General features: G+C 71.0%; 12 protein-coding genes and 1 pseudogene. 5 read left to right on the top strand and 8 right to left on the bottom strand.

Annotation, left to right across the window (positions count from 1 at the left end; all coding sequences use genetic code 11):
- Positions 1-555, top strand: a 555-nt coding sequence (locus tag K8V84_RS17720) for a PIG-L deacetylase family protein (protein ID WP_304076296.1), incomplete at its 5' end; no start/stop codon positions are given.
- 34 nt (positions 556-589) lie between these two features.
- Positions 590-1,354, top strand: coding sequence for an alpha/beta hydrolase (locus tag K8V84_RS17715; RefSeq protein ID WP_304076294.1), 765 nt, complete (start codon positions 590-592; stop codon positions 1,352-1,354).
- Positions 1,355-1,368: 14 nt separating this feature from the next.
- Here the strand turns inward: K8V84_RS17715 and K8V84_RS17710 are convergent, their stop codons facing one another.
- Together K8V84_RS17710 and K8V84_RS17705 are read right to left on the bottom strand one after the other, a co-directional pair.
- On the bottom strand, positions 1,369-1,920 hold the full coding sequence (locus K8V84_RS17710) for a phosphotransferase (RefSeq protein WP_304076292.1): 552 nt from the start codon (positions 1,918-1,920) through the stop codon (positions 1,369-1,371).
- A complete protein-coding gene (locus K8V84_RS17705) occupies positions 1,917-3,035 on the bottom strand; it encodes a serpin family protein (protein WP_304076290.1) in 1,119 nt (372 codons plus the stop codon). The genes K8V84_RS17710 and K8V84_RS17705 overlap by 4 nt, the downstream gene beginning before the upstream one ends.
- Positions 3,036-3,287: 252 nt before the next feature.
- Between K8V84_RS17705 and K8V84_RS17700 the strand changes: the two genes are divergently transcribed.
- Positions 3,288-4,052: a DUF3159 domain-containing protein gene (locus tag K8V84_RS17700; RefSeq protein WP_304076288.1), complete on the top strand. Its 765-nt coding sequence runs from the start codon at positions 3,288-3,290 to the stop codon at positions 4,050-4,052.
- A 99-nt stretch (positions 4,053-4,151) separates the two neighbouring features.
- Here the strand turns inward: K8V84_RS17700 and K8V84_RS17695 are convergent, their stop codons facing one another.
- A complete protein-coding gene (locus tag K8V84_RS17695; protein WP_304076286.1) occupies positions 4,152-4,859 on the bottom strand; it encodes a TrkA family potassium uptake protein in 708 nt (235 codons plus the stop codon).
- Complete coding sequence (locus K8V84_RS17690; RefSeq protein ID WP_304076284.1) at positions 4,852-5,538, bottom strand: TrkA family potassium uptake protein; 687 nt, start codon at positions 5,536-5,538, stop codon at positions 4,852-4,854. The genes K8V84_RS17695 and K8V84_RS17690 overlap by 8 nt, the downstream gene beginning before the upstream one ends.
- 213 nt (positions 5,539-5,751) lie before the next feature.
- On the opposite strand from K8V84_RS17690, the gene K8V84_RS17685 reads away from it, so the two are divergent.
- Complete coding sequence (locus tag K8V84_RS17685) at positions 5,752-7,044, top strand: class I SAM-dependent RNA methyltransferase (RefSeq protein WP_304076283.1); 1,293 nt, start codon at positions 5,752-5,754, stop codon at positions 7,042-7,044.
- 79 nt (positions 7,045-7,123) lie between these two features.
- Here K8V84_RS17685 and K8V84_RS17680 read toward each other — a convergent pair whose 3' ends face one another.
- Positions 7,124-9,481, bottom strand: a complete 2,358-nt coding sequence (locus tag K8V84_RS17680) for a M64 family metallopeptidase (RefSeq protein ID WP_304076281.1) — start codon at positions 9,479-9,481, stop codon at positions 7,124-7,126.
- 138 nt (positions 9,482-9,619) lie between these two features.
- On the opposite strand from K8V84_RS17680, the gene K8V84_RS17675 reads away from it, so the two are divergent.
- Positions 9,620-9,997, top strand: a complete 378-nt coding sequence (locus K8V84_RS17675; RefSeq protein WP_304076280.1) for a DUF427 domain-containing protein — start codon at positions 9,620-9,622, stop codon at positions 9,995-9,997.
- 41 nt (positions 9,998-10,038) lie between these two features.
- Here the strand turns inward: K8V84_RS17675 and K8V84_RS17670 are convergent, their stop codons facing one another.
- The 3 genes and pseudogenes from K8V84_RS17670 to K8V84_RS17660 form a co-directional block, all read right to left on the bottom strand.
- Complete coding sequence (locus K8V84_RS17670) at positions 10,039-10,989, bottom strand: DMT family transporter (RefSeq protein ID WP_304076279.1); 951 nt, start codon at positions 10,987-10,989, stop codon at positions 10,039-10,041.
- Positions 10,990-11,204: 215 nt separating this feature from the next.
- On the bottom strand, positions 11,205-12,713 hold the full coding sequence (locus K8V84_RS17665) for a hypothetical protein (RefSeq protein ID WP_304076277.1): 1,509 nt from the start codon (positions 12,711-12,713) through the stop codon (positions 11,205-11,207).
- Positions 12,710-12,904: pseudogene (locus tag K8V84_RS17660) on the bottom strand (ABC transporter ATP-binding protein); the annotation flags it as partial. The pseudogene K8V84_RS17660 and the gene K8V84_RS17665, both read right to left, overlap by 4 nt.

Here is a 12,904-nt window from a genome sequence, read left to right as displayed (position 1 = left end):
CTGGACCCGGGCGCCTGCGCACCGGTGCGCATGGCCGAGCAGCACGCATCGGCGGAGGCGGTCGGTGCCGGCACCGTCGAGTTCCTGGACTTTCCCGACGGCATGCTGGAGTACGGGCTGCCACTGCGTCGGGCCCTGGCCGAGGCGATCCGCCGGCACCGGCCCGAGGTGATCGTGTCCATCAACTTCCGGGAGCACTTCGCCGGTGGCGGCGGGTTCAACCACGCCGACCACCGTGTTCTGGGACCGGCTCTTTTGGACGCGGTGCGAGACGCCGCGAACCGGTGGGTCTTCCCCGAACAGTCGGCGGAGGGGAACGAACCGTGGTCCGGGGTGCGGATGGTGGCCTTCGGGGCCGCGCCGGAGTCGACGCACTACGTGGAGCTGAGCGAGGAGAACCTGGACGCGGGCATCGCCTCCCTGGACGCGCACGAGGTGTACCTGGCCGATTTGGACGGGTTCGAACAGAAGACCTTCCTGCGTGAGGCCGCCGTCCGAGCGGGAGAGCAGGTGGGGGTGCCGCTGGCCACCTCCTTCGAGGTGTTCGAGGTTTGAGAACCGACGGGAGAGGCCGATGGGGAAGGCCGCGGTGAACGGGTCCCGCCTGAAAGGGGTTCTGTTGTGGACCCTGGCCACGGTGGTGGCGCTGCTGCTCGTGGCGACCGCGGTCTTCTTCGGCTGGGCGCTCACTCCGCACCGGGCCGAGGCCGAACCGCTGCGACGGGCGCAGGAGAACCCGGACGTGGCGGTGACCCGGGGCGAGGACCAGGTACTGCTGTCCCCGACCGGGGAACCATCGGGTACCGGGGTCGTGTTCTACCCGGGTGCTCGGGTGGAGCCGGACGCCTATGCGGCGACCTGGGCACCGATCGTGGCCGCCACCGGGGTCACCGTGGTCGTGCCGGACATGCGCCTCAACCTGGCCCTGTTCGACCAGGACCGCGCCGAGGACGTGGTGACCGAACTACCGGAGGTGGACACCTGGTACCTGGGCGGACACTCCATGGGCGGTGCCTTCGCCGCCCAACACGTGGGCACCGGCCACACCCACACCGACTGGGCCGGACTGGTGCTGTGGGCCTCCTACGCGGTGGAGGCCGCCGACCTGGCCGACCGTGACGACCTGCGGGTGCTCTCGGTGGCCGGAACCAGGGACGGGGTCCTGCCCCTGCCGGAGATCGCGGAACGAAGACCGGCGCTGCCACCCGACACCGTCACCGTGACCGTGGAGGGCATGAACCACGCCCAGTTCGGTGCCTACGGCTCCCAGGCCGGTGACGAGGAACCGGAGTTGGGCGAGGAGGAGGCCCACGAGAGGCTGACCGAGGCCACCTCGCTGTTCCTGGTCTCCTGAACGCGCGCGGTCGGTCAGGGCGGTGAGGCGAGGACCCGGGACAGGGCTTCCAGGGCCGGTCCCTTCCAGGTGGGTTCGCCACCGGTAAGACCGGCCTCCCCGGCGCGACCGAACTCGATGAGCCCCTGACAGCGCAGCAGCGCCCACCCTCGGTCCCGCAGGACGGTGGCCTCGTCGGCACGGACGTATTCGGTGAAGAAGTGCTCGGCCGAACCCGAGGGAAGCAGGAGCCAGGCCGCAGAGAGATCGGTCGCCGGATCACCGGCGCACATGTCGCCGAAGTCGATCACCCCGGTCAGGGCGCCGACGTTACCCACGACGTTGGCGGGGCGCAGGTTCCCCGTGCAGCCACACCGGTGTTCCTTCCGCCGCAGCCCCGGAGCGTGCGGGGTGCGCGGCATGCGCACGGCCGGTTCGGATCCCAGGCGCCACATCCGGTTGTCCCAGCCGCCGTCGACCACGCGCAGCTCCAGCCCCGCCAGATCCGGGTGCTGGGACTCCAACAACGACCGCACCAGTGCCTCGTCGGCGGAGGGATCCTCGGTGAGCGTGCCGTCCGCGCTCACGAGTCCGACCGTGCGGGGCCGGGGTCGACGGGCTCGGTGACGTGACCGGTGAACAGCAGGGCGTGGCCACGACGCAGCGCGACGCGGAAGGGGCGGTCCACGGTGAACCTCTTCGGCTTGGTCGGGATGGCGGCGGCCATCGTCATCACCGCGGCGGTGGCGGCCGCGCCCTCGGCACCGCGCTCGTCCACGCGCAGCACCGACTGGTGCACGATCGCGTCGACCTTGAGCGGTTCGGTGCTGATCCCGGAGAAGTCGGCGTCGTCGGTGGCCAGAGCACGGACCGGGACGGCACCGGCGGCCAAGGGATCGAGCAGGGCGATGTCGCTGTCCACGGCGAACCGGGGCAGCGCCAACTCGATCTGTTCCTGGCGACGGTGCCGGTACAGGTCGCGCAGTGTCCGCTCGTCCGGTGGTTCCTCCTGGCCCAGGAACACGTCGAGGGTGAGCCCGTGCTCACCCGGCAGGCTCACCATCCGCCACCCGTCGTGCTCGGCGTGGAGCATGCGGCCGGTGCGGTGCATGGTGGGCACCTTCCGCTTGCCCGCGGGGGAGTGGAAGGTGCGGTCCTTGGTCCGCTCCACCTCGAAGGGGTCGCACCAGACCATCTTCACCCACAGGGCGTTGACCAGCAGCATTCTCACGTCGGGGTCGACGGTGCCGGGGGAGAGGAGTTCGTCGATCAGCCCCTGGGTGACCTCACCGACGCGTGCGTTGACCTTTCGGCGCACCCCCTCGGCGTCGCCGCGGAAGTCGACCAGGTCCACCTCCGCCCCGGCCCGGGACCGGACCCGCTCCTCGAAGTCGGCGCGCACCGGCAGGTCGGCGGGCACGTACAGCCCGTTCAGCACCGCCAGGTCCAACCCCTCGGCGGCCGCCACCGCCTCGTCCAGGGCCTTCACATGACCCGACAGGTCCCCGCCCGGGGCCAACAGATCGGTGAGTTCGCTTCGGGTCCGGCCGCCGGCGCCCTCGGCCAGCAGGGTGAGCACCGCACCGACCGAGTACGGCGACCAGATGTGGGAGGTGCCGGCGTCCCACAGTTCCCGTTCCAGGACGGCGGCGAAGCGTGCGTGGTCCTCCTGGGGCGGACGGTCCTGTCCGGTGGTGCTCAAACGGGCCTCCTCGGCGTGTGCGGGTGGGCCGCCAGGTTACGGAACGATGGTGAGGCGGCGCCAGGGCCCGCCGCGTTCCGTCGGCGTGTAAGGAGCCGGTGACAAGTCGCACGCGACAAGCCGTGACGAAGGAGGGCAAGACCGGTCGAGCCACCCGCACGGTCGCCGAGAACATCGAACCCGGCCGGTGTCGACTCGCGTAGGGTGGTGCATCATGGCCGGCGGCCCTAGGGGTCCAGATGCGGGAGCGGGATGACTGAGCAGCAACGGGCCTCCGAAGAGACGGCCCAGGAGGCGGACCGGGCGGCGGCCGCCGCCATCACCGAGGGCACGGTGGAGGCCCTGGTCCGTAGCAAGCTCGCCGAGGCCCTCGGCGGTAAGCGAGGCATGGTCGAGGCGGCCATCCCGACGCTGACCTTCACCATCTCCTACATCATCGGCTCCGAGCTGCGACTGTCGATCGTTCTCGGTGTGGTCGCCGCCCTGCTGCTGGGCGTGCTCCGCCTGGTGCAGCGTTCCTCGGTGCAGTACGTCGTCACCAGTCTGTTCGGCATCGGTATCGCCGCGCTGTTCGCCATGCGCAGTGGCAACGCCGCCGACGCGTTCCTGCCCGGTGTCATCTACAACGCCGTCTACGCGCTGGTGCTGAGCGTCTCGGTCCTGCTGCGTTGGCCGGCCATCGGGCTGATGATCGGCCCGTTCATCGGGCACAAGGAGGACTTCACCTCCTGGCGGAGCAATCCCGCCGTGGTCAAGCTGGCCTCCAGGTTGACCTGGCTGCTGGTGCTGCCGTGCGTCATCCGCGTCCTGGTCCAGTATCCGCTGTGGTTCGCCGACAACCAGGGCTGGGCCGACACCTTCGCGATCCTGGGCTTTTCCAAGGTCGCCATGGGTTGGCCCCTGCAGGTGGCGGCCTTCGCCGGCATGGTGTGGGTCCTGGCCCGAGGCCGTACCCCACTGGATCAGGAGCGAGGGGACTTCGAGCAGGAGACGGCCTCGGATCCCGACCGCGACTAGGCTCCGTCCTCCGGGGCCCTGCGCCCGTCATCGGCCTCGACGGAGGGCCCGGCGGATCCGCCGGCGAGCGGGCGTTCCACGGTTGCTGGAGGCACCGGGCTAGTCGATGGCGGCCGGGTCGGCTTCGTCGACGGGGCCGAGGACCGCTTCCAGGGGGCCGAGGGAGTCCGGCTCCGCCAGGAACACCACGGTGTTGCCCACCGCGAGGGTGCGTTCGGGGTCCGGTGGGCGCACCCCGCCCGGGCCCAGGACCGCCACCAGCGCCACGCCCTCGGGCAGCGCCTGGGTGAGCTCGGATTCGGTGCGGTCCACGAACGGGCTGCCCGCGTGCAGTACCGATTCGGCGACCTCCGCGCCCGGCAGGGGCGGCAGGGTGCCCTCCTCCTCCGGGTAGTCCTCCTCGTCGGGCACGTCCTCGACCAGGTCGGCGATCAACCGGGGAGGAGAGACCGCCAGGTCGACGCCCCAGGAATCATTGAACAGCCACTCGTTGTCGGGCTCGTTGATGCGGGCGATCACCCGATCGACCCCGAACTCGGTCTTGGCCAGCAGGGACACCACCAGGTTGACCTTGTCGTCGCTGCTGGCTGCGATGACCACGTCGAAGTCGCCCAGCCGGGCGTCCTCCAGGGTGGCCAGCTCGCAGGCGTCGGCGAGCAACCACTCCACCTGGGGCAGGTCGTCCACGCCGATCGCCCGGGTGTCCCGGTCGATCAACAACACGTCGTGTCCACTGCCCGCCAGTTCCGTGGCTATGGAACGGCCCACGCTTCCGGCCCCCGCGATGGCGATCCGCATCTCACCCACGCCCCGTCTCGTCCTCGAGCGGCTTGTCCAACCGCCCTGTCAGCTCGCCCATGTCGCGGCCGTGCGCCACCACGTGCAGCACATCGCCCTCGACCAACGTCTCGCCGGCGGTGGCGAGGGAGATCCGGCCCTGGCGCACCAGGTACACCAGCCGCAGGGGAACGGCCTCCTCCAGTTCGGCGACGGTCGAACCCGCCCAACCCGAGGGCAGGGGCATCTCCCTCATGGTCAAGGTGCCCGAGGCGTCCTGCCACTCGGGGGCCGTGTCGAGCCCGCCGTCACCGGGCAGCACCCGGCGCAGGATCGAGTCAGCGGTCCAACTGACCGTCGCCACCGTGGGGATCCCGAGGCGCTGGTACACCTCGGCCCGGCGCGGGTCGTAGATGCGCGCCACCACGTTCTCCACCCCGAACGCCTCGCGGGCCACCCGCGCCGCGATGATGTTGGAGTTGTCACCGTTGCTGACCGCGGCGAACGCGGACGCGCGGTCCACACCGGCCGACAACAACACCTCACGGTCGTGGCCCACGCCGCGCACCGCGTGTTTGGCCACCGAGCCGCGCAAACGTCTGAACGAGTCCGGGTCCTGGTCGATCACCGCCACCGTGTGGCCCAGATCCACCAGTGTGTGCGCCAGGGTGGAACCCACCCGACCGCACCCCATGATCACGATGTGCACCTCGTCAGCACTCCCCGTCCACCTCGGGATGCACGGGTCCGGTCCCGTCGCCCGATGGTTCCACCTTGGCACACATCCGAGTGATACGCGCGACCACCCCGGCGGACGGCACCGGATCCAGTCCGCGGATCGGAAAAGGCCCGGTAGATTGGGGCGGATTGGTGGCTGTGCGCGCAGGGTCACCGTAGGACCCGACCACCGAAGGACACCACCATGACCCTTGTAGGTACCGAGATCGAGCTGGACGTCGACGACGTCGCCCACGGCGGCTGGTGCGTGGGACGCCACGGCGAGCAGGTCGTCTTCGTCCGTCACGCCCTGCCCGGCGAGCACGTCCGGGTCAAGGTCACCGAGCAGACCACCCGTTTCCTGCGGGGCGAGGCCGTGGAGGTCATCACCGCCTCACCCGACCGCGTCGAGGCGCCCTGTGCGTTCGCCGGGCCCGGCATGTGCGGCGGTTGCGACTGGCAGCACGCCTCCCTGGACGCCCAGCGTCGGCTCAAGGGCAAGGTGGTCGCCGACCAGCTCAGCCGGATCGCCGGCATCGACATGGCCGTGGACGTGGAGGAACTGCCCGGCACCCCCGATGGTCTGGGCTGGCGCACCCGCGTGCGCTTCTCCGTCGACGAGGACGGCCACGCCGGTCTGCGCCGTCACCGTTCCCACGACATCGAACCCATCGACCGCTGCCTGATCGCCCACCCCGGCGTCAGTGAACTCGGCGTCACCGACGTGACCTGGAAGGACGTGAGGGAGGTGGAGGCGGTGGCCTCGGCCACCCGCGCCGACCGCGCCGTCGTCGTCACCCCCACCACCGCCAAGCTCGGCGATCTGCCCGACCTCAAGGCCTCCAGCGCGGTGCTGCGCCGTTTCAAGGGCGGTCGAGTGCAGTCGGTGCGCGGCCGCAAGGGTGTGCGCGAGGATGTGGCGGGCCGTGAGTACCGGGTCGGCGCCGGTGGATTCTGGCAGGTCCACCCCGCCGCCGGCGAGACGCTCTCCGCCGCGGTTCTGGAGGCCCTGGAGCCCAAGCCGGGCGAGACCGCCCTGGACCTGTACTGCGGCGCCGGCCTGTTCACCGGCGCGCTCGCCGAGGCCGTGGGCCCCGAGGGCCGCGTGATGGGCGTGGAGAACGGGGAGAACGCCGTTCGCGACGCCCAGTACAACCTCAAGGACCAGCCGCAGGTGCGCGTCGAGCGCGCCGACGTGGCCAAGCAGATGCGCGAGTGGGCCGACGTGCGCGCCGACGTGGTCACCCTGGACCCGCCGCGCGCCGGCCTGGGCAAGGAGGTCGTGCGCAAGGTGGCGGGCATGAAGCCGCGCCGTGTCGCCTACGTCTCCTGTGACCCGGCCACGCTCGCCCGCGACCTGGCCGACTTCGACCGCTCCGGCTACCAGCTGGTGGGGTTGCGCGCCTTCGACGCCTTCCCCATGACCCACCACGTGGAGTGCGTCGCGGTGCTGGAGCCGGTCAGGCTCGCCCGTCGTCACCGCGAGGACCAGGACTGACGAAGCGTCGCGGGGGCCGGTCCGGACACCTTCGTCGTTCCGGACCGGCCCCCGTCGTCGTTACGGGCCGAAGCGGTCGTTACAGGCCGGAGCAGTCTCCGGAGACCGCCCCCGTGACGTCGTTGGCCGCACCGAAGTCGGTCACGTCCGGACCGTTGCCGGAGCAGGCGAGCGAACCGCGCACGCTGGAGCCCGCCACGACGGGGCCGTACCCGTCCTCACCGGTCCAGGTGTGGGCCGGCACCTGGGTGTTGTCGCGCAGGGCCACCGAACCGGTCAGCGCCGTGCCCAGGATGGTCACCTCGGAGGTGGTGCCGGTGATGGAGACCGCGCCGCGCACGTCGCCATCGGTCAGGCGCACGGTGTCGGCTCCCGTGGCGGACAGGCCACCGCGCAGGGCGCCGCCCTCGACCACCAGGGACGCGCCCTCGGTGACGGTGACCGGACCGCGTACGTTCACGTCGTCGAGGCAGAGCACGCCCTCATCGACGGTCAACCCTCCGAAGACGTCGTCGGTGACGGTCTCGGTGCACTCCAGGTCGGCCCCGGGCACGACCGTGGCTCGGAAGTCGTCGGGGGCGCCGATGTTGCCGGCGGAGTCGATGGCGCGGTGTTCCACGGTGTGGGTGCCCCAGCCGCTCTCGTGGCCGTCCACCTCGAAGACCGCCATGGACAGGCCACCGCCGCCCAGGCTGCCGTAGACGAGGTCGTCGACGTTGATCCCGTCGGGAGTGAACCGGAACGGCGCCTCGGAGTCCTCGGGCCAGCCGTAGTAGTGGTGCCAGCCGTCGCCGTCGACCCGGAACTCGCCCACCACGTGCCCGTTCCGGTCGTCCTCAGGGGTCAGCTTCATCGAGAACTCGTTGAGGAACAGGTGGTGTTCCTCGCCGGTCACCGTGGCCGCCGGCGTCGACAGCTCGCGCGGAGCCTCGGGGTCGGTCGCGTCCACGGTCCAGGTGAGCGTCTGCGAGTCGGAGCCTTCGGGGTCGGTGACCGTGGCGGTCAGCGTGTGGTCGCCCGTCCGCAGTTCGAACTCCCCCAGGTCCAGGGTGCGTCCGTCCGTCGCGGTGGACACGGGTTCGCCGTCCAGCTCCCATGTCACGTCGAGCACCCGGTCGGTGGGACGGGTGGTCTCGGCGTAGACGACCTCGTCGGCGGCCACCGCCCGTTCGGTGTCGCGGTGCTTGTCGAAGGCGACCTCCGCCTCGACCGGTTCCAAGGGCTCCCCGACCGTCCAGGTGAGTGTGCGGGTCATCGCCTCGGACTCGCGGACGGCCGGGTCACGGACGAACTCGGTGGGGTCCTGCACGGTCACCGACACCTCGGCGCCCTCGGCCGGGGCCGGCCGGTCCAGCGCCAGGTGGCGTGACCCGGCGGCCTCGGACACCTCCTCGCCGTCGATCGACCAGGTGTACTCCAGCTCGTGGAAGACCGGATGCGGGCCCTCGACCCACAGCACGTCCTCGGCGCCGACCTCGCCCTCGGGGGTGGCGGAGACCGGCAGGGACGCCTGGTCGCGCAGGCCGGAGATCCGGTGCGTCATGACCTCCCGGCCGACCTGGTCGAAGTAGTAGCCCAGGGTCTTGAGCATGGAGTGGGCGCTGGGCCGCCACACACCCTCGGAGTGGTACAGCCCGCCTTCGTGCCCATCGGGGTCGGCCGCCCGGATGGTACCGCCGGCCTCGCTCTCCTCACCCAGCCAGCGCCACCACTCGGCCTCCTCCTCGACCATCTCCTCGGAGGTCATCAGCGTGTGGTGGGCCGAATCGGGCTCCTCCCCCTCGTAGCGGCCCAGACTGGTGTCGCGGAAGTAGTAGGGGTACTCGTCCTGGAGTTCACCCAGGGAATGTCCGAGTTCGTGTGGGCTGATCAGTGCCGAGAGCGCGTTGCCCGAGGACGCCGTCGCCAGGCGTCCGCCGGCCCCGCCGTAGGTGTCGCTGTTGGCCAGGGCCAGGATCTGCCGGTTGTCTTCGGTCACACCGGGGACCATGTCGGCGGCGGCGTCGGCCGCCTCGGAGTCCACGGTCAACAATCGCTCCAGCGCCTCCTCGTCGCAGCCGTTGAAGAAGCCCATGCCCAGGGCGGTGTCGCGCCGCTCCCAACCGTCGGCGGGGTCGCAGTCCACACCGGACTCGGCCGAGGGGGTCTGCACCAGATACACGTTGAAGTAGTGCCGGTAGGAGCGGAACGGCTCGATGCTCCACTGCACGTTGAGGTGCTGTTCGACCTGATCGTGGTACAGGTCCATCTCGTCCTCGGTGTACCCGTCGCCCAACAGGACGAGGTTGAACCGTTCGGAGGGGTCGCCGGTGACCTGGATCGGCACCACCGTGGCCTCGTCCAGGGGCGCGGCCTCGGCGGGGTGTTCGGGGCCGAAGAGCACGAGGGTCGTGGACAGCAGGGACAGGGCGGCCAGGGCCGCCGCGGGTCTGCGCACAGGGGGTTCCTTCTGATCGGGGGAGACGTGCCGCGCAGCGTACTGATGTTCGCATGTCGGCCACCAGGGGAAGGGCCATAAGGGCTTGGATAACCCGCCCGAGGGTGGGGACCGTTGCCCGTGAGAGGGGATACGCCCATGGCACAGCGCAGCCCGGGGGAGGACCACCCCATCACCGTCGAACCCACCGGAGCACCCGTGACGGTGCGGGTGGACGGCAGGGTGATCGCCCGGACCACGTCCGCGCTCACCCTGAGCGAGGCGAGCTACCGGCCGGTCCAGTACGTGCCCGTCTCCGACGTGGACCCCGAGGTCCTGCGTCGCACCGAGACCACCACCTACTGCCCGTACAAGGGCACCGCCGCCTACTACGACCTGGATCTGGGCGAGGAGGAACTCGCCGACACGGTGTGGACCTACCAACGGCCCTACGAGGGGGTCGCCGGCATCGCCGACCACGTCGCCTTCTACCCGGGACGGGTGGAGATCGAGGTGGAGGGACGAGGCGAGGACTGAGGGCGGTGCCCCGCACCCGCGGGAACGCGGGGCACCCGTCGCTATCGGCGTGATCGGGGCTTTCGACCAGAGGGGGCCTTCAGCACGGCCAGACCCAACGCGAGGACGACCAGCCCCGACCAGGACGCCCACGGCAGGCGTTCACCCACCAGGGCCACGCCCAGCACCGTGGCCACGGCCGGTTCGGCGAGGCTGAGCGTGGTGGCGGTGGAGGCCGAGGTGTGCCGCAGCCCGTGCCCGAACAGCCGGTAGGCGAGGAACACGGTGAACAGCGCCAGGTGCAGGGCCACCAACGCGCCTTCGACCGTGGCCAGCCACGCCGTCCCGGTGGTCACGACCACCGGCAGTACCAGGATGCCGCCGCCCGCGAACATCGTGCCCATCACCGCACCGGAGGTACGCCCCCCGCGGATCAGCCGTTCGGCGATGATCGTGTACAGCGCGTAGGAGAACCCGGCCACCAGGGCCAGGAACACCCCCGACGGACGTACCGGAGTCGGGCTGCCGACCGGATCGGGCCCCAGGACGAGCACGGCGCAGCCGATCACGGCCGCGACGGTGGCCACCGTCCAGCGCCGGTCGGGACGTACCCGCTCCAGCCGCCAGGCCAGCAGGCCGGCGAAGACCGGGGCGCTGCCCAGGGTGATCACGGTCCCCACGGCCACACCGGCATGGGCGACCGCCGGGTAGAAGGACAGCGGGTATCCGGCGACCGCGACCGCGCCCAGCAGCAGGATCGCCCGAGTGCGCCCATCGGAGCGGGTGAGCAGGGCGGACGATCCCCGTCCGGTGAGGAACAGCAGGATTCCGCCGAGGACCAGCCCGGCCGAGCCGATCGCGGCGGGGTGGGCGCTGTCGGGGGCGAAGGAGCTCGCGGTGCCGGTGGTGCCCCACAGAACCGCGGCGCCCAGGATCGGCAACGGGCCGCCCGTGAGCCGGGACAGGGTGGGGTTCGTCCCGTTCGAGGCCGTGGAGGAGGTGTGTTCTGGCACGTTCGTACTTTCCGTCTCGACGCCTGAAGGGTTGCTTCGGGACGCACGACGGGCCGGACCGCTCACCCTGGAGGCGGGGCCTTGGGACGGGGGAGAGGCCGGCCGGTGCGCCCGATCAGGCGCTCAGTGGCGGCAGGACCTTGTGCCAGTGGTAGTTCACCTTCCCCACGGTAACGCGCAAGGTGTGGCCGGGCCGTCCCGGGGTCGGGCGAACGTCAGGTGCCGGGCGGTGGTGAGCCCTGGTGGTCGATGAACTCCGGCTCGAAGATGGAGCGTGCCCAGTCGGGTTCGGGGATCGCGTCGGGCCCTGTCAGCGACAGTCCGAGCAGTTCGGCGAGGGCGGCCGTGCCCGTGGTCGGAGAGGTCAGGGTGTCCCAGTGCTCGCGCGCCACCGCGGCCACTTGTTCCTCGGGCAGGGCGAGCATCGCGTGGGTCAGCCGCAGGTCGTCCCTGCCGGGTGCGAAGTCCGCCAGGAACCACTCCGCGGCATCCAGGCCCTCGCCCCCGATCGCCACCGTCCAGGCACCGACCACGGTTCGGGCCTGTCCGGTGCCCGTGTATCCCACGTCGGTGGTCCGGTCCATGTCCAGCACGTGTGAGACCAGGTCGGTGCGCAACTGGGCGCGGTGCATCTCGTCGTCGGGCAGCCAGTACTCGGTCAGCACGATGGCGTCGTCGGGCGGGTGGATCAGGACGTCCGCGCGCAGGGTGTGGTTGGCCTGCCACACCGTCGGCCGGGGGACGTCCTCGGGCAGGACGCGCAGCACCGGCTCCAGGTCCGCGTGCCAAAAACCCACCCATGACTCGTAACCGGGCAGCGGGCAGTAGGTCATTTCGTCCAGCTCATGGCAGGAGTCGGTCGCCTGGTCCCGAGGGCGGGCGTTGGCGGTCAGGGCGTCGTAGGAGTACTCGCGCTGGGCGTGGACGTGCAGCGCGGACATCCCGACCACGACCACAGCGGCCATGGTCAGGCCGACCGGGCGCAGGAACCGGGTGTCGCGGCGCGCGGCCAGGGCGAGCAGACCGGCGCAGAGCACCATCGATACGGCGTGCGCCAGATAGAAAAGGGCGGTCGTGGCGGTGTCGGGATAGAGGATCGGCAGCGGCTGCAACGCCATGCTGACAAGGCTGCCCATGCGGGAGACGATCACGTCCGCACGGGTGTCGAAGGCCAAGAACGAGGACGACAGGTACAGGGGCAGCAACAGGGCGACCGCGATCAAGGGACCGTAGGAACGGGTCCAGGCGACCGAGGCCACCGCGCCCACGGGCCCGGCCCAACCGAGGACGACGACCCCCGCGAACGCCGCCGGCTGCGGTGTCCCCGCGATGGGGGCCGACGCGGTCGCCACGTACATCGTCAGGAAGGCGCACATCAGCGCGGTGGTGAGGAGGATCGAGGCCAGTGCCAACGACGCCAGCCGGGCCGTCGGGGGCAGGGGCAGGGGCATCGACCGGGAGTGCCGCACTTCGCGCAGGGCGGGGAAGGTCGTGACCGCGAACATGGCGGCACTCACTCCGGCGGCGCACAGCACGGCCTCGTTGAAGAAGTCGCCCATGGTCGGCATCCCGGACTCGTAGGAGGTCAGCCACACCAGGGCCGCCGCCGCAGGAACCAGGAGCAGGAAGAGCGGACTCCTCAACAGGTGGCGCAGGTTGAACCCGGTCAGTCTCCCGAAGGTGACGGCGTTCGCCCACCGTCGGGTCCGAGCGGGGCCGCTCAACGGGCGACCGATCCGGTCAGCAGCAGGTAGGCGTCCTCCAACGACGGTTCCACCGGGGCCCGGTCCACGGTGTCGGGAACGTCGGACTCCTCCGGACCCAGGACCCGATAGCGGCCGTCGGCCAGCCGCCACGACGTCACCTCCGCGGGTGGACGGGATCCCTGTTCCCACACCCGGCCCCGGGCGCGGGC

The organism is Nocardiopsis listeri (genome assembly GCF_020741345.1).
Lineage (GTDB): Bacteria > Actinomycetota > Actinomycetes > Streptosporangiales > Streptosporangiaceae > Nocardiopsis > Nocardiopsis listeri_A.
The sequence above is the reverse complement of the archived record's forward strand: the minus strand, read 5'-3'. Positions and strand labels throughout refer to the sequence as shown.

What these genes read in the sequence shown, in the direction of transcription:
- K8V84_RS17700 (WP_304076288.1), top strand. Translation starts at nt 3,288, where the DNA reads ATGACTGAGCAGCAACGGGCCTCCGAAGAGACGGCCCAGGAGGCGGAC.
- K8V84_RS17685 (WP_304076283.1), top strand. Translation starts at nt 5,752, where the DNA reads ATGACCCTTGTAGGTACCGAGATCGAGCTGGACGTCGACGACGTCGCC.
- K8V84_RS17675 (WP_304076280.1), top strand. Translation starts at nt 9,620, where the DNA reads ATGGCACAGCGCAGCCCGGGGGAGGACCACCCCATCACCGTCGAACCC.